At 35.7% G+C, this 16,245-nt stretch carries 17 protein-coding genes and 1 other annotated feature; of the genes, 2 read left to right on the forward strand and 15 right to left on the reverse strand.

From position 1 onward, the window contains the following. Positions 1 to 5: 5 nt before the first annotated feature. The 12 genes from HZF24_RS07200 to infC form a co-directional block, all read right to left on the reverse strand. Positions 6 to 476 carry an FtsB/FtsL family cell division protein gene (locus HZF24_RS07200; RefSeq protein WP_179237618.1) on the reverse strand — a complete coding sequence of 157 codons (471 nt, stop codon included), beginning with the start codon at positions 474 to 476 and terminating at the stop codon, positions 6 to 8. Between the two features lie 3 nt (positions 477 to 479). Further along, positions 480 to 1,409 carry a 16S rRNA (cytosine(1402)-N(4))-methyltransferase RsmH gene (rsmH, locus tag HZF24_RS07205; RefSeq protein WP_179237619.1) on the reverse strand — a complete coding sequence of 310 codons (930 nt, stop codon included), beginning with the start codon at positions 1,407 to 1,409 and terminating at the stop codon, positions 480 to 482. Between the two features lie 12 nt (positions 1,410 to 1,421). Further along, on the reverse strand, positions 1,422 to 1,859 hold the full coding sequence (gene mraZ / locus HZF24_RS07210; protein WP_179237620.1) for a division/cell wall cluster transcriptional repressor MraZ: 438 nt from the start codon (positions 1,857 to 1,859) through the stop codon (positions 1,422 to 1,424). 246 nt (positions 1,860 to 2,105) lie between these two features. Then, positions 2,106 to 2,387: a GIY-YIG nuclease family protein gene (locus HZF24_RS07215; protein ID WP_179237621.1), complete on the reverse strand. Its 282-nt coding sequence runs from the start codon at positions 2,385 to 2,387 to the stop codon at positions 2,106 to 2,108. A gap of 93 nt (positions 2,388 to 2,480) precedes the next feature. Then, positions 2,481 to 3,212 (reverse strand): prolipoprotein diacylglyceryl transferase, encoded by a 732-nt coding sequence (gene lgt / locus HZF24_RS07220; RefSeq protein WP_179237622.1) that lies wholly within the window; start codon positions 3,210 to 3,212, stop codon positions 2,481 to 2,483. A gap of 182 nt (positions 3,213 to 3,394) precedes the next feature. Continuing rightward, on the reverse strand, positions 3,395 to 4,384 hold the full coding sequence (gene trpS / locus HZF24_RS07225) for a tryptophan--tRNA ligase (protein WP_179237623.1): 990 nt from the start codon (positions 4,382 to 4,384) through the stop codon (positions 3,395 to 3,397). A gap of 375 nt (positions 4,385 to 4,759) precedes the next feature. Beyond that, positions 4,760 to 7,156: a phenylalanine--tRNA ligase subunit beta gene (pheT, locus tag HZF24_RS07230; RefSeq protein WP_179237624.1), complete on the reverse strand. Its 2,397-nt coding sequence runs from the start codon at positions 7,154 to 7,156 to the stop codon at positions 4,760 to 4,762. Between the two features lie 11 nt (positions 7,157 to 7,167). Continuing rightward, positions 7,168 to 8,202 carry a phenylalanine--tRNA ligase subunit alpha gene (gene pheS, locus HZF24_RS07235; protein WP_179237625.1) on the reverse strand — a complete coding sequence of 345 codons (1,035 nt, stop codon included), beginning with the start codon at positions 8,200 to 8,202 and terminating at the stop codon, positions 7,168 to 7,170. A gap of 46 nt (positions 8,203 to 8,248) precedes the next feature. Further along, positions 8,249 to 8,504, reverse strand: a binding site (T-box leader). Positions 8,505 to 8,545: 41 nt separating this feature from the next. Then, entirely contained in the window at positions 8,546 to 9,340 is a 795-nt protein-coding gene (locus HZF24_RS07240) for a TrmH family RNA methyltransferase (RefSeq protein WP_179237626.1), read from the reverse strand. 100 nt (positions 9,341 to 9,440) lie between these two features. Continuing rightward, the gene (gene rplT, locus HZF24_RS07245) at positions 9,441 to 9,788 is read right to left on the reverse strand and encodes a 50S ribosomal protein L20 (protein WP_179237627.1); all 348 of its coding nucleotides are present in this window, start codon (positions 9,786 to 9,788) and stop codon (positions 9,441 to 9,443) included. Between the two features lie 29 nt (positions 9,789 to 9,817). Beyond that, a complete protein-coding gene (gene rpmI / locus HZF24_RS07250) occupies positions 9,818 to 10,012 on the reverse strand; it encodes a 50S ribosomal protein L35 (protein WP_179237628.1) in 195 nt (64 codons plus the stop codon). 17 nt (positions 10,013 to 10,029) lie between these two features. After that, on the reverse strand, positions 10,030 to 10,539 hold the full coding sequence (gene infC / locus HZF24_RS07255) for a translation initiation factor IF-3 (protein WP_179237698.1): 510 nt from the start codon (positions 10,537 to 10,539) through the stop codon (positions 10,030 to 10,032). Positions 10,540 to 10,844: 305 nt separating this feature from the next. On the opposite strand from infC, the gene HZF24_RS07260 reads away from it, so the two are divergent. Next, positions 10,845 to 12,398, forward strand: a complete 1,554-nt coding sequence (locus HZF24_RS07260) for an ATP-dependent metallopeptidase FtsH/Yme1/Tma family protein (protein WP_179237629.1) — start codon at positions 10,845 to 10,847, stop codon at positions 12,396 to 12,398. Between the two features lie 95 nt (positions 12,399 to 12,493). On the opposite strand, the gene HZF24_RS07265 is transcribed toward HZF24_RS07260, so the two are convergent. From HZF24_RS07265 to ftsE, 3 genes are read right to left on the reverse strand one after another with little or no spacing between them, the layout of a single operon-like run. Next, positions 12,494 to 13,627, reverse strand: coding sequence for a murein hydrolase activator EnvC family protein (locus tag HZF24_RS07265; protein ID WP_179237630.1), 1,134 nt, complete (start codon positions 13,625 to 13,627; stop codon positions 12,494 to 12,496). 10 nt (positions 13,628 to 13,637) lie between these two features. Beyond that, positions 13,638 to 14,543: a permease-like cell division protein FtsX gene (gene ftsX / locus HZF24_RS07270; protein ID WP_179237631.1), complete on the reverse strand. Its 906-nt coding sequence runs from the start codon at positions 14,541 to 14,543 to the stop codon at positions 13,638 to 13,640. After that, on the reverse strand, positions 14,524 to 15,219 hold the full coding sequence (gene ftsE, locus HZF24_RS07275; protein ID WP_179237632.1) for a cell division ATP-binding protein FtsE: 696 nt from the start codon (positions 15,217 to 15,219) through the stop codon (positions 14,524 to 14,526). Before ftsE ends, ftsX begins: the two co-directional genes overlap by 20 nt. 260 nt (positions 15,220 to 15,479) lie before the next feature. On the opposite strand from ftsE, the gene HZF24_RS07280 reads away from it, so the two are divergent. Further along, complete coding sequence (locus HZF24_RS07280) at positions 15,480 to 16,085, forward strand: TetR/AcrR family transcriptional regulator (protein ID WP_179237633.1); 606 nt, start codon at positions 15,480 to 15,482, stop codon at positions 16,083 to 16,085. The last annotated feature ends 160 nt before the right edge of the window (positions 16,086 to 16,245 follow it).

Here is a 16,245-nt window from a genome sequence, read left to right on the forward strand (position 1 = left end):
ACCCCCTATTGAATGAAACTTACCACCTTATCTACTATACCCAATAGTATATTATGGCCTTTCTCTTTTGCTTTAACAGTTTCATCCTCCGTTGCTTCAGGGCTTCCATATTTAAAATCAACAAATACGGTTTGTTTCCTTGTGGGATAATTCATCCCTAAATATGTTTTAGCCAATTCTTCTATACTGTTTGTATTTTTGATACTTTCAAGAGCTATGTCATAAGCGGCTATGTCATTATTAAGATTCACTATGTCTTTATTCAATGTATACAGTTCCATCTGTTTGTCTGTTATTATGGCATAGTTATACACTATTATAATTCCAAGAATAAAAGTTATAGCGATCATGACCGTATTTTTTATACTTTCTATAATATTATTATTTTTCTTATTTCTTTTTATTCGTTTTTTATTGGGAGAATTCAGTTCTTGTCCATAATCAATATCAATTACTTCTTTTCTTAATGCTGACACTTATTACACCCTCTCTCCTATTCTTAGCTTTGCACTGTGTGCTCTGTGATTTTCATTTATTTCATCATCTGATGGAATAATTGGCTTTTTAGTTATTATTTTTAATTTTCTTCTGTGGCTGCATATACACTTAGGAAATTCCGGCGGACATACACAGTCTTTGTTCAAATCAGCAAACGTATTTTTAACTATTCTGTCCTCTAAGGAATGGAATGTTATAACACAAATTCTTCCGCCCTGTTTCAAACATTCAACAGCATCCCTAAAAGTGTTTTCAAGTATTTCAAGCTCCCTGTTAACTTCTATTCTTATTGCTTGAAATGTTCTTTTGGCAGGATGCGAACCTTCTTGTCTGACTTGCTTGGGTATTGCTTTTTTAATGATGCTTACAAGCTGACCTGTAGTTTCTATAAATTCACTTTCTCTTTCCTGTACGATGAATTTTGCTATTCTTGATGCCCACTTTTCCTCACCGTATTCCCAGATTATTCGAGATAATTCATTTTCTTCATACCCGTTAACTATATGTCTTGCAGTAATCGTACCGCTCTTATCCATTCTCATATCAAGAGGCATGTCATGATTGTAGCTGAACCCTCTTTCCGGTATATCTAACTGGAAAGACGAAACACCCAAATCAAATATTATCCCATCAATTTTATCTATATGTAATTCTTTCAAAACTTCTTTTATATTGCTGAAATTATTTTTAACAGCTATGAAGTTGTCATAATCCTTTAATCTTTCTGTTGCTCTCTCAATGGCATAATCATCCTGGTCAATACCAATAACCTTACCCTTAGTTACATGTTTAAGTATTTCGAAGGTATGACCTCCGCCTCCCAAGGTTGCATCAACATAAATTCCGTCTGATTTTATATTAAGCCCCTGGATAGCTTCATTCAATAAAACCGAAGTATGTCTGTAATCCATATGGCTCCTCCCCTATAGTCCTATCCCCAAATCTGACATTTTTTCTGCTATGCTGTCAAAATCATATTCATCGTTGTTAGAATAATCATCCCAGCTGTCTTTGTTCCAAATTTCAATTCTGTCGATAACCCCTATCACAACAGCCTCTGAATTTAATTCACTGAACTCTCTCAGAGATGGCGGTACTAATATCCTTCCCTGTTTATCGAAAGAACATTCACTGAATCCCGAAACAAATCTACGCAAGAAAAATCTTTCTTCTTTATTAAAGGTGGATAAATTTTTAAGCTTACCGACAAATTCTGTCCATGTTTCAATAGGATAAATGAACAAGCACTTATCCAATCCCTTGCCGATATAAAATGTTTCTCCAAGCTCGTTTCTAAATTTGGAAGGAATTATAACCCTTCCTTTCTCATCAAATGAATGTATATATTCACCAGTAAACATTTTCTACCACCTACTGGGCATATTATACCACAATGTGGGATAAAAACGCCACTATTATTTTTATTTTTTGGAAAAATATTTTTTTCTCCCACACAGTGATAGTTTTTGTCATCTCAATCGGCATTTTTGTCATCCTGAGCGTTAGCAAAAAACCTCATTTTTGTATAAAAAAAAGAGATTCTTCGGGCTAAAGCCCTCTGAATGACAGTGTCATCCTGAGCGTTAGCGAAGGATCTCATCTTTTTGCTATAATATTTTTCCGTATAAATCTTCCCAGATTGGATTCATTGATTCTATAAGTTCTATTTTCTTATATCTTGACCAACCCTTTATTTGTTTTTCTCTTTCAATAGCAGACATAACATTTTCAGTATAATCATAATAAACAAGTCTATGTACTTTATACTTTGAAGTAAAACCTTCAATAATATTATTTTTATGCTCATAAACTCTGCGTGCTAAGTTATTGGTAATACCTGTATAAAGTACTTTGTTATATTTATTTGTCATAATATAAACATAGTACATTAAATTTCACTCTCCCTAAAAAAGAGATTCTTCACTACGTTCAGAATGACAGAGCCGCAGGCTATTTTGTCATCCTGAGCGTTAGCGAAGGATCTAACTATTTTTCTTTTTTACTATATACCACAGAGCAGTACCTGATAATATCATGGCTAGGCTTATCAGCTGTGCTATGCGCATGTTTAAAAACATCAGGCTGTCTGTTCTCAGCCCCTCGATGAAAAATCTGCCTGCCGAATACAAAATCAGATAAAGAGCAAGAATCTGGCCGTGTGTTGTTTTCTTCTTTCTTGCAAACCATGTCAGAAATATAAATACCGCAAAATTTATTATAGATTCATATAAAAATGTGGGATGTACTTTTTGACCGTTAACCACTATTCCCCACGGTAAATCAGTCGGTCCTCCGTGTGCTTCCTGATTAACAAAATTTCCCCATCTGCCTATTGCCTGCCCAAGCGCAACACTGGGGATTAATATGTCAAGGAGCTCAAGCACATTGATTTTTCTTTTCTTACAAAACAATATTCCCGTTATAACACCTGCAATAAGCGCACCGTGTATTGCAAGACCGCCATTTCTTATGTTGATAATTTCAGAAATATTCCCATTGTAATAATCCCAGGTAAATATCACATAATAAGCTCTTGCACCAACTATTGCAGCCGGAATTGCCATTAATAAGAAATCAAGAACATCATCTCCCTTAAAGCCGGTTCTTTTTGCTTCTCTTAACGCAAAGAAAACTCCCAAAAGGACTCCCAGTGAAATTAAGACACCGTACCACATTATATCTATTCCAAATATTCTAAAAGCCACAGGATCCATAAATACCTCCCATATGTAAAGTTAGAAAGCTTATCTAATTGTAAATACATATCCTTAATATAACATTAACAATTATATAGACATATCACTTTTAAGTCAAACAAAAGATAATTATGGTAATTTCATACACGTTAATAAAACAATGGCATAAACGAGGTTTTCAGCAGTATGAACATACTAATTTATATATCTATATTCATAGCATTTTTAATATTTTCAACTGTTTTATTCCCTATTATATTTGCTTTTCTACTGCCATCAAGTATAATATCACGCACTTCTTTAGTATTTTTTTCATAATAAGCACGTTTTTCTCTAAATGGCTCGAGGATTAAATTTATCTTTTTTGATAAAATATTTTTGCAGGCTACGCAACCAATATTAGCAGCGCTGCACATTTCGCAAATATTTCCATAATCTTCACGATTGAATGCTTTATGATATTTACTTACTGTACATATATCCGGATTGCCCTTATCTTTTACGCTTATCCTATTCTTATCAGTTACTGCTGATTTTACCTTCTTATTTACATCTTCAGCATTATCCGACAGATAAATTGCATTACCAAGACTTTTACCCATCTTAGAGTTTCCATCCAGACCAATAAGCCGAGGCATATCACTGATTAAAGCTTCCGGCTCATTAATAATAATCCTGCCATTACCATATAAATCATTAAATCTTCTCACAATTTTTCTTCCTAATTCTATGTGGGGAATCTGGTCTTCTCCAACCGGAACTAAATCAGCGTTGCAAAAGGTAATATCTGCTGTTTGACTGACGGGATACCCTAAAAAACCGTAACTTAAATCATCATACCCGTATTGCTTCGCTTCCGTTTTTATAGTTGGATTATGACGTAATGAATTTACCGAAACCATCATTGAATAAAATACAGTTAACTCTGCAATTGCGCTTATCTTAGACTGCAAAAAAATTGTTACCTTACTTGGGTCTAAACCAACTGATAGATTGTCAATTGCAACATCATATATACCTTCATTAATTAACCCAGGCTGTTCAAAATGAGTTGTCAGCGCTTGTATGTCCGCTAATATAATAAAGGTGTCATATTCATCTTGTAATTTTACTCTGTTTTGAAGACTTCCTACATAATGTCCCAAATGTAATTTTCCGGTTGTTCTGTCACCCGTTAAAATTCTTTTCATTTTTATACCTCCATATACACAAAAAACTTCTGCCCCAAAGGGACAGAAGTCTATAATTCTGTTTTGCCACCCAAATAGCTTTTCACATACTAACATATGCTTCCTTCATAACGGTTAGGATTTCCGTCAACGACTACTCACACAGTTTTCGGGTTGACCTCATGAGTCCATTCAACATAGATTGAAATGCTATATTCTCACCTTCGATAGCTCTCTGAAATTCAATTTCATATGTTTACTACTCTCATTCAACAGTTTAATTTTATTTTTATTATATAATATGTTACAAGAAATTATTTGTCAAGTCAGAAAATCTGCCAGAATTGACATCTGGTTTATAGTGAGATCCCTCGCTTCGCTCGGGATGACAAAAACCTACATTCTCAATTTCGCTTCGTACTTGCGTTCTAACTGCTCCAATATCTTTTTATGGATGCTTTCAATTTCTTTTTCTGTTAAAGTGCGCTCTTTATTTCTGTAGGTAACTGAAAATGCAGTCGACTTATATCCTTCCCGGACGTGTTCTCCCTTGTAGACATCAAACAATTCCACACTTTCAATCAAATGAGGATTTACGGCTTCGATTGTTTCAATCATTTCTCCTGCCAAAATTTCATCCTTAACTATAACCGCTATATCCCTTACCATTGCAGGGTATTTAGGAAGCGGCTCGTATTTCCAGTTTGTGTCCTTATGCTCCAATAACTTTTCAATATCTATTTCAGCAGCATATACCTTGTGGTCAATTCCATAGTTGCCGGCAGCTTCCATGCTCATTTCTCCGTAAATTCCCAGCAAATCATCATTTACATACATTGCTGCCGTTCTTCCCGGATGGAATGACGGATTATCCGTTACAGGCTTTAAGCTCACCTTAATTCCTAATCTTGACAGTACCGCTTCAATTATGCCCTTCAGATCAAAGAAATCATAATTGCCGTACATACCGATACATAATTTTATCTTTTCATGAGGCTCATTGACAACCGGCTGTTCCTTAGGAATAAATATGCTGCCTATTTCAAAAAGCTTTGCATTGTCTACTCCTCTGTTGGAATTCCTTGATATAACCTCCATCATATTAGGAACAAGCGTAGTTCTCATGGAGCTGAAGTCTTCTCCGAGAGGATTTAAAATTCTCACGTAGTTTCGAAGCGGACTGTCCGAGCTGACACATATGTTATCGTATGATTTAGGACTGATAAATGAATATGTCGTTATTTCATACAGGCCTATACCACAAAGTATTGTCTTTATATAGTCCTCTAAATTTCTCTTGTCGGACTTTCTTCCGACTCTTGTACTGCCCAAAAGAGGTGCGGATTCTATGTTCTCAAATACGTATAATCTTCCAACCTCTTCAATCAAATCTGCTTCCTGCTCTATGTCTGTTCTGAAATAAGGAATTTTACTTATTATTTTTTCACCGTCAAAGGTTGATTCTATTTCCAATAAATTTAAATATTTCAGCATATCATCAACAGGTATGTCAACTCCCAACAGCCATGGCACTCTGTGAGGTCTCAGGGTAACAACAGGTGCCTCGTATTCGCTCCTGCCTGCTTCTAAGTAACCTCCCACAACAGTTCCGGCACCAATCATTTCTATTAATTGACACGCTCTTTTGTTAGCAAGCTCCACCATTACATAGCCCATCGGTTTTTCATTTCTTGCAGATGCTTCTGAACGCATACCTAATTTTTTTGATGTCTCTCTTATTGATTTAGGATTAAAGTTTGCGCTTTCCAATACCATAATTTTTGTATCGTCATTGATTTCAGAATAGTAACCGCCCATAACACCGGCTATACATGCAGGCTTTTCGCTGTCAGCTATAACAAGCATTCTATCGGACAGGCTTCTTTCATTTTGATCAATTGTAACAATTTTTTCATCCTGCTTAGCCCTTCTCGCTATTAATTTTCTTCCGCTCAAGGCTTCCAAATTATATGCATGAAGCGGCTGACCAAGCTCAAGCATAACAAAATTTGTAACATCTACGATGTTATTTATTGGTCTCATTCCTGCATCCATCAATGTTCTTTGCATCCACAACGGAGAAGGTCCTATTTTTATATCCTTTATTACCTTAGCATAGAAACGAGAGCACAAATCTTCATCTTCAATTTCTACACCGTTAAGATATTCTTTAATATCTCCCTGCTCATTTTTAATTTCAATTTCAGGAAATTTAAATTTTGTTCCCAGAGTTGCCGCAGTTTCTCTCGCCATACCCACTATGTTTAAGCAGTCCGGTCTGTTGAAGGTAACCTCCACCTCAAGAGCACTGCCATCCAATTCCAAAACATCCTTAATGTCTTTTCCAAGTTCCGTGTCAGGCGGCAGTATTGCAATTCCATCTCTTGCTTCCTTTGGTATAACCTTGTCGTCAAATCCCAGCTCCTCATAGGAACACATCATACCGTAGGAAGGAAGCCCTCTGAAATTGGATTTTTTTATCTTCAGCCCGTTAGGAAGCTCCGCTCCCTCCAGACATACGGGAACAACGTCTCCCACATTAACATTTTTAGCTCCCGTTATAATTTGAACAGGTTCATCTTTATTTATGTCTATTTGCGTAACAATCAATTTATCTGCGTTGGGATGCTTTTCTATTTCAAGAATTTTCCCCGTTACAACATTGGTTACTTTCTTTTCATAATCAATAACTGCATCCACATGTGACCCTGTAAGAGTCAGCTTGTCGGCCAATGTTTTGTCATCGGTATTTATTTCAACGTATTGTTTCATCCATTTAATAGGCACTAACATTTTCTTACCTCCTAAAACTGTTTTAAGAATCTTACATCATTTTCAAATAACAATCTGATGTTAGGAATTCCGTACTTAACCATTGTAACTCTGTCGATTCCCATACCGAAGGCATAGCCTGAATATATTTCAGGATCGATTCCGCAGTTTCTCAGAACATTCGGATGTATCATACCGCAGCCTAAAAGCTCCATGCTCCATCCTGTTCCTCTGCATGACGAACAGCCCTTGCCCATGCATATATGACATGAAACATCAACCTCTGCACTAGGCTCCGTAAACGGGAAGTTATGAGGTCTGAAACGAGTTGTGACATTATTTCCGAATAACTCCTTAACAAACTGGTCGATAGAATCCTTTAAATTTGCCAGTGTAACACCCTTATCCACGACTATACATTCCATTTGATGGAACATAGGTGAGTGAGTATCATCCACATCATCGAATCTGAACGTCCTTCCTGTGCAAACGGCTCTGACAGGAAGCTTGTTTTCTTTGACAGCCTCTCTCATGGTCCTTACCTGTACAGGGGATGTGTGTGTTCTGAGTATTAAGTCATCTGATATATAGAATGTATCCGACCAATCTCTCGACGGATGGTCATATGGTGCGTTTAAGTCGTCAAAATTATTTGCAACTGTTTCAATTTCAGGACCGCTCACCACATCATAGCCCATGCGCATAAATACACTTTCCAATTCTTCTTTAGCCTGAAGCAGGGGATGTCTTCTTCCTATTTCGGGAATTCTGCCCGGCATTGTTATGTCAAGAACTTCTGATTTAACCTTTTTTGAAGCCTCAAGAGAATTGATTTTTTCTTTAATTACTTTCATCTCTTCTTCTATTATTGCTCTTACTTCATTGGCAAGCTTTCCGATTTCCGGTCTTTCTTCTTCAGACAAGCCGCCCATCGACCTTAAAATCGCGGTCAAATCTCCTTTTTTTCCTAAGCACTGAATCCTTACCTTTTCTATATCAGCATTGTCAGCGCATTCTTTTAACTGTTTTAATACTTCTTCTTTTAATTTTAAAAGCTGATCTCTCATATATGCTCCTTTCGATATGTTATAATAAAAAGCGACTATTCTCCTCATAAGAGGCGAATAATCGCGGTACCACTCTTTTCGCTTTCAGTTAACAAAGATGAGATTCCTCGCTAAAGCTCGGAATGACATAACCCTGAATGCCTTGTTTGTTTAACGATAATTACCGTGCAGAACTACTGAATTCATCCTGCAAGCTCCAAAGTGAATGTTCGGTATAAAATGTTTAAAATCATTTCCAGCCAAGATGATTTTTCTCTGATAACATTCAACTCATACCTACTGTGCTTTTTCATAGCTCTTAATATATGCAATTACGTATGATTATAGCAAAGATAAATTTATTTTACAACAGTTTTTTTCTGATTTCGTAAATACTTATGCCTGCTGCTATGGATGCGTTCAGGGATTCGGCTCTTCCGGGCATCCTTATGGTTATATTCATATGTGAGCTTTCGATAATTTCCCGGGAAACGCCCTGACCTTCATTACCAATTATAACACAAATTTTATTTTCTTCCTTTATATCATCAAACGAATACTCTGATTCCACCACGGTTGAAATTATTTTAAACTCATGTTCGTTTAATGCTTTGATTGTATCCACGTCCGAATCCATATAAATAAACGGAACTCTGAATATTGCTCCCGCAGTTGCTCTGACCACCTTAGGGTTATGAGCATCCACGCATCCCTTATTTAAAATAACCGCCGCAGGTCCGAAGGCATCAGAGGTTCTGATAATTGTTCCCAGATTACCGGGGTCCTGTATTCTGTCGCACATTATTACAAATTTATAATTTTTCAGTATATAATCAGCATCATATTCATTTTTACCTACCACTGCTATAACACCCTGAGCATTTATTGTATCTGCCGCACTTTTAAAAACATCCTCGTCGCAAATATATGATTCGAATCCTGATTTTACAGAAAGGTCATACAATTCCTTTACGTCTGTCTTATTTAATGACTGTTCGCTGAATAATAAATAAATTATATTCTGCTTCTCATTAATTGCTTCATATACAAACTTAATTCCTTCAACAATGAATGCATTTTCTTCCTCACGCTTCTTTTTAGTATTAAGGGAACGAATGTATTTAATTTTGTTATTATCCTTGCTTTTTATTGTGTTCATAAATATTACTCCTAAAGTATTGCATATCCTTTGCTACGACGGATGACATTAACATGATTTATATATAACAAAAGACTGTAATCTACAGTCTTCATTTCTCTTATGCTCTTACTTGGTCTACCAGGCTTGTAAACCCAGCCGGATCGTATATAGCCATTTCTGATAGCATTTTTCTGTTTATTTCAACATTGTTTTGTTTTAAAAGATTAATAAATTTGCTGTAAGATAATCCGTTTTGTCTTGCAGCTGCATTAATTCTTGCTATCCAAAGCTGTCTGAATTCTCTTTTTCTTAACTTTCTTCCTACATAAGCGTATGAAAGCGACTTCATAACTGCTTGATTTGCTGTTTTATATAATTTACTCTTTGCTCCGTAGTAACCTTTAGCAAGTTTCAATATTTTTCTATGGTTTTTCTTAGCATTTACAGCTCTTTTAACTCTTGCCATTTAAATCTCCTCCTGTGACAATTCCTTTATTAGTATGGTAATATTTTACTGATCCTATCCATATCAGCACTTGAAACTAATGTGCTCTTTCTTAAATTTCTTATTGATTTAGAAGCTTTTTTGCCTGTAAAGTGATTTTTGCCTGCTTGTGATCTTTTAATTTGACCGCTTCCTGTTTTCTTAAATCTTTTTGCTGCTGATCTGTTAGTTTTTAATTTTGGCATAACAGTTCCTCCTAATGTTATTTTTTAGGCGCTAAAAACATGGTCATGTTTTTGCCCTCTACTATTGGTTGCTTATCTATAACAGCATATTCTGACGTCAATTCAGCAAATTGCATCAATACTTCCTTTCCTACTTCCATATGTCCAAGCTCTCTGCCTCTGAAGCGAACGACAACCTTGACTCTGTCTCCGTCTTCGAGGAATTTACAAGCATTCTTAGCTTTAACACTTAAATCATGATCTTCAATGTTTGGAGTCATTCTAATTTCCTTTACATTGATGATCTTTTGTTTTTTCTTGGATTCTTTTTCTTTCTTCGCTTGGGCATATTTGTATTTGCCGTAGTTCATAATTCTGCATACCGGTGGCTCTGCATTCGGAGACACAACAACTAAATCCAGCTTTTTACCTTCGGCAATTTTTAATGCTTCCTTTGTACTAATAACTCCTAACTGAGTTCCATCAGAGTCTATGACTCTTACTTCCTTTTCACGAATTTGCTCGTTGATTTGAAGTTCCTTAATAATTTACACCTCCAATTTATAATTACAAATTACTATCCTTATATATTTTTACAATAAAAAAGACAGCTCAATCACCGCTATCTTAAACAATACAAAACTAAATTGCATTTATTTATAACCCTACTAACAGTTTTATAGTTTTAAAACGCCATAAGGTGAGAAGCGGTTACTTCTTCTTGATTTCTATTACAGTATATACAACATAACAATAAATGTCAACATATTTTATTTTTAAAGTGTTATAACTTTTTATCTTATGGTAAAGATAATTCTATCACAAAAAACTTTTTTCAGCCATAGGAGGTTATATGAAAAATAAATATTTCTATTTAGCAATTTCCTTTATTATATACAATATTATTATTCTAATAGTTTCAGATAGATATTCATTATCAATACTCTTTTTTATACCGATGCTGTTTTATGCATATTACATGGTTAAAATGATTTCCTCAAACAAAAAAAGTGAAGATTCAAAAATGTACATGGAGGAATCAAACGAAAGCATCGGTTCAGCTACATATTTTGAAAAGAAGAAAACCGAAGAGCCGAAAATTCAAACCGGCTTTAACGACGTGGCAGGTTTAGAAGAAATTAAAGATGACTTGATGGATGTTATCGATTTTTTAAATAATGAAGAAAAATACAAATCAATGGATGCAAAGGTTCCGAGAGGAATACTTTTATACGGTCCGCCCGGCACAGGCAAGACATTAATTGCCAAAGCAATTGCAGGTGAAGCAAAAGCTACATTTATTTATTCAAGCGGCTCGGAATTCGTAGAAAAATACGTGGGTGTCGGTGCAAAACGCGTCAGAATGATATTTGAAAGAGCGAGAAAGGAAGCCCCTAGTATTATTTTTATAGATGAAATAGATGCATTGGGCGCTAAAAGAAATTCTGAAAGCAACAACGAAAAGGACCAGACATTAAACCAGCTTCTAATTGAATTAGATGGATTTAACAATACATGCAACGTTATAGTGGTTGCAGCAACCAACAGAATGGATTTACTTGATGAAGCACTTTTAAGACCTGGGCGTTTCGACAGAAAAATATACGTAGGTAATCCAAACTATCATTCACGCTTAAAAATATTAGAGGTACATACCAAGAACAAGCCGCTTGACAAAAAGGTACAGCTAAAGGATATAGCCGTGAAAACACACGGTTTCTCAGGAGCGCAGCTTGCAAACATAGCAAATGAAGCTGCTTTAAAGGCCATTAAGGATAAAAGCAAAAAAATAAACCTTGATAATTTTGAGTTTGCCATAGAAAAAATAGCAGCGGGTCTTGAAGTAAAGCATTCTACCGTTTCTGACAAAGAAAAACGAACCGTTGCATTTCATGAAGCAGGTCATGCGGTTGCAGCAAAAATACTTGATATAGATAAGGTTCAAAAAATATCTATAATTCCAAGGGATAAGACCTTAGGCTACGTACTTAAATTCCCGACAGAAGATAAATTCCTTTATACCAAGAAGGAGCTCATCGATAAGGTAACCGTCCTGCTGGCAGGAAGAGCTTCCGAAGAAATTTTTATAGGTGAAATATCTACCGGAGCATCTAACGACATTAAGGAATCAACAAATATAATATATGAAATAATCTGCAGCTACGGCATGGGTAAAAATACTCAAAACACCTGCATCGATGAAAGATTTTTCAAATACTACCTTGATTCTATAAAAGAAGAAGCATCTGAAATGACTAAAGAAGCTTACGAAAGATCCATAAACATCATCAGGGACAATGAGGATAACGTGAGAAAAATTGCCGAATATCTATTGAAAAATGAAACGATGAACGCAGATGAGCTGGATAGGCTGATGGATGAGAAAAAGAAAAGGGCGCTGATTTAACAATAGATGAACAATTGGAGAACAATGGATGAACGATAGGTGAACAATTGCATAAAAACAGGGATGCTTCGCATCCCTCTATAACAATTGTTCTTCTATTGTTTTTTAGTGTAGTAAGTCTCTGCATCTTTTCTCACACCGTTGACTCTGACTTCTAAGTGCAGGTGGTTTCCTGTAGAATATCCTGTTGAACCTACCAGAGCAACCGGATCTCCTTTTAATACCGGGTCTCCTTTGCTTACCAGCAGCTTGGAAGCATGTGCATACAATGTTGCTATTCCACCGCCGTGGTCTACAATAACGTAGTTGCCGTATGAATAATGCCATCCTGAAAAAATTACCACACCATCATTTGCGGATAGTATAGGTGTTCCGTAAGGTGCTCTGATATCTGTTCCTCCGTGACTTGACCATACTCCCGTAATCGGGTCAGCTCTTCCTCCGAAATGGGATGTAATGGTATAATAGCCGGGTAACGGCCACAGGAGTTCTCCGCCGGCATATTCAACCGCTCTTTGTGCGGCCAAAATATCTCTTTCGATTTGCTTTGACTGCTCGTCCATTGCAGACTGCTGTCTTTCCATTTCTTTAATGTCTTTTTGCAGGCTGCTCATATATATTTCTTTGGAACGGGATGCAACTGTTATTTCATTATGCTTAGCATTAAGACTGTTAATAACTGCAGTCAATTCCAATCTTTCAATTTCCTGTTGTTCCTTTAGTGCTTCTACCTGACCCTTTTGCTCGGTTATACTTTTTAAAAGTTCCACATCACTTTGTATTATCAGTTGAATCATATCCATTCTTGTCAATGCATCAACTAAATTTTCTGCATTAAGTATTACTTCCATATACCCTGCTGTTCCGTTTTTATACATTACTCTCAATCTATCTTCTAAAATAGTATTGTTGTTGTCTATGTCCTTATTCAGCTGCTCAATTTTCTGCTCTGACTCAGAAATTTTCATGTTTATTTCTTCTTTCTGAAGCTCATATCTTTCAACTTCTAAAGCTAAGGCTCTGATTTCACCGTCTAAAGCATCAATTTCCTGCTGCACGCTTTTTTGCTGACCTTTAAGTTCCTCTGCTTTTTTACGGATTTCATTAATCTGATTTTGCAGTTCCTTCTGCTTTTGCTGCATGCTTGCAATGCTTCCCCCTGCCGCTGCCGGGAAAGCAGTTAATATACTCATAATTACTAAAATAAATACAACGCTTTTCCTGAACATAACCCCTCTCCTATACACTTAAGAATTTTTTCAAAGAAATCAGGCTTCCCAAAATTCCTATGCCGATTCCTATAGTAAGGAATATGATTATCAAATCATTTAAAATCATATCCACACCAACCATATATCCAGCCATGCCTGTCACTATAGCGACGTACCCTCCCGCCAAATATTTAATTAAATAATTATAGCTGAAGAATATTATAACTATTGCTACGATTGAGCCAATCAACCCGAGAATTAAACCTTCAATCAGTAACGGTCCCCTTACATAGCCGTTCGTAGCTCCGATATACTGCATTAATTCAATTTCCTTTTGTCTGTTAAGGACTGTAATTTTGATGGTGTTGGAAATTATAAATACGCTTATCAAAAGCAATATTATGATAATTCCCGCCCCGCCTTTTTTTACGAAATCAGAAATTCTTATCAGGCTGTTAACAGCATCCTTGTAATATTGTGCTTGCTCAACTCCGTCAAAGGTTTCAATTTTACTCTTAACATAATCCGAATATTGCACGTCCGTCAATTGAACTATATAGGTATTGGGTAAGGGATTCTTTCTTAAGCTTTCAAGCATCCACGCATCCGCTCCCCAATCCTCCTTTAACCTTTCAAGGGCGTATTCCTTGGTTTGAAAGGCAACTCCCATGACACCGTCTATTTCTTTAAAGGACTTCCCTAACTGTTCAATTTGAGCTTCTTCCACGTCATCGCTAATGTATACCGCTATTTCATCAAAGCTTTCCTTAGTTGCCAAGGCAATATTGTTTACATTGAGAACGATAATTAAAATAAAGCCAAGTATTATCAAAACGGCGGTTACAGAACCGATTGAAGCAAGTCCCATCATTCGGTTACGCCATAAGCTTTTAAATGCTTGTCTTAAAATATAATTAAGCTTTTTTATTGTCATTACTGTATCCCCCTGTTTTCATATCCCTTATAATGACACCTTGTTTCAATTCGATAACTCTCTTTTGATATTGATTGATTATCTCTCTGTCGTGGGTTGCCATTATAACTGCTGTGCCTCTTTTATTAATTTCAGTGAGGATTTTCATTATCTCTTTAGATGTTTCCTGGTCCAGATTACCTGTCGGTTCATCCGCTATAATTGTTTCCGGCTTGTTTATTACCGCGCGGGCTATGGCAACTCTCTGCTGCTCTCCGCCGGACAGCTCGTCCGGATAATATTTTGCCTTATCGCTTAATCCTACCATGCTAAGTACCAACGGTACTTCTCTTCTGATGTTTTTAGCGTTACAGCAAATCATTTCCATTGCAAAGGCAACATTCTCATATACCGTTAATTTAGGCAGCAATCTGTAGTCCTGAAAAATAAATCCGATGTTTCTTCTGTATTCCGCTATGTTTCTTTTTCTGATTTTAGTGATATTTTGATTATTATAAGTAATGATTCCTTCGGTAGGATTTATTTCTCTCAGCAATAGCTTTATCAAGGTACTTTTTCCCGCACCGCTTTTTCCGACTATAAACAAAAATTCGCCTTTTTCTATTTTTAAGTTAATATTTTTAACTGCTGTAAATTCATTTTTATATACTTTTGTGACATTATTAAATTCAATCAAAGCATTTTCACCTCTTAATACTTATATAATAACATAATCTGACAAAATTTCAACTATTACTATAATATTTTACTTTATTTTCACTAAAAATGAAATGTTTATTTTTGGCTTTACCTAAAAATATTGTAAAGAATAATCAAACTTGACTGCAAAAATATTATTAACTGTTTACAAAAAATGTTAAATTGTATAGAATAGGAATGAATTAATAATGTAATTCTGCACTTGAACATAAAAATAGTAAACTGAAGAGGAATAAAATGAAAAGACAAATAGTTGTGAGAGAACACGATAATGCTACCATAGAAGCAATAAGAACGGCAGTTGATAAAATGGTTGAAGAAATAGGATTCGACAGCATGACCGTCAGAGATATATGTACTGAGGTAGGTATAACGGTTGGAACGTTTTATCATTATTTCTCATCGAAAAATGATTTGCTTCTCGACAGGTATATAAGATATGTCAGTTTTTTTGAAAATTATTATGAAAAAGAATTGCGTGGAATAAACGAAATTGATGCTTTGAAGCTTATTGTCAAAAAGCAGTTGGAATATGGGAACAACAGAGTATTTGAAATATATAAGCGGTATTACCAGATTATGATTGACGAATCCGACAGATGGTCAGGGTTCAGGGTAAATACAGTACCCATGATGATTGAAAATATAATTAAAAACGGACAGGAAAAAGGAACAATAGCAAATGATTTTTCAGCTTATGAAATAAGATCGCTGATATTGAGTATTATGTCCGGACTGCCCATACAATACTTCTCCGGAGACAAATCAGTATTGTCCGATCCCGGAATAATACGTGTAGTAGAAAGCTGCATAGAGAGTTTTGCGCTAAAACCCGTTCAATGACCGGGTTTTTTTATGCTTTGAAAAATTCATTGCTATTCATAGCTAAAAAAAGCCTTGAAATCGCGCTAATCTATGAATATAAAAATCCAAGTTCAAGCTTTGTTATAAAAATATCATTGACATAAGTGTTTGTTAATAATATAATTAATCTAACATGTTT

It is taken from the genome of Sedimentibacter hydroxybenzoicus DSM 7310, from assembly GCF_013403245.1.
In the GTDB taxonomy this organism is placed as follows: Bacteria; Bacillota; Clostridia; order Tissierellales; family Sedimentibacteraceae; genus Sedimentibacter; species Sedimentibacter hydroxybenzoicus.

Coding starts and splice junctions, on each gene's coding strand:
- HZF24_RS07265 (WP_179237630.1), bottom strand. CDS start 13,627: ATGTTCAGGAAAAGCGTTGTATTTATTTTAGTAATTATGAGTATATTA.
- rplT (WP_179237627.1), bottom strand. CDS start 9,788: ATGGCAAGAGTTAAAAGAGCTGTAAATGCTAAGAAAAACCATAGAAAA.
- pheT (WP_179237624.1), bottom strand. CDS start 7,156: ATGTTAGTGCCTATTAAATGGATGAAACAATACGTTGAAATAAATACC.
- HZF24_RS07215 (WP_179237621.1), bottom strand. CDS start 2,387: ATGTACTATGTTTATATTATGACAAATAAATATAACAAAGTACTTTAT.
- HZF24_RS07240 (WP_179237626.1), bottom strand. CDS start 9,340: ATGAACACAATAAAAAGCAAGGATAATAACAAAATTAAATACATTCGT.
- mraZ (WP_179237620.1), bottom strand. CDS start 1,859: ATGTTTACTGGTGAATATATACATTCATTTGATGAGAAAGGAAGGGTT.
- ftsX (WP_179237631.1), bottom strand. CDS start 14,543: ATGACAATAAAAAAGCTTAATTATATTTTAAGACAAGCATTTAAAAGC.
- pheS (WP_179237625.1), bottom strand. CDS start 8,202: ATGAGAGATCAGCTTTTAAAATTAAAAGAAGAAGTATTAAAACAGTTA.
- HZF24_RS07280 (WP_179237633.1), top strand. CDS start 15,480: ATGAAAAGACAAATAGTTGTGAGAGAACACGATAATGCTACCATAGAA.
- HZF24_RS07260 (WP_179237629.1), top strand. CDS start 10,845: ATGAAAAATAAATATTTCTATTTAGCAATTTCCTTTATTATATACAAT.
- rpmI (WP_179237628.1), bottom strand. CDS start 10,012: ATGCCAAAATTAAAAACTAACAGATCAGCAGCAAAAAGATTTAAGAAA.
- rsmH (WP_179237619.1), bottom strand. CDS start 1,409: ATGGATTACAGACATACTTCGGTTTTATTGAATGAAGCTATCCAGGGG.
- trpS (WP_179237623.1), bottom strand. CDS start 4,384: ATGAAAAGAATTTTAACGGGTGACAGAACAACCGGAAAATTACATTTG.
- lgt (WP_179237622.1), bottom strand. CDS start 3,212: ATGGATCCTGTGGCTTTTAGAATATTTGGAATAGATATAATGTGGTAC.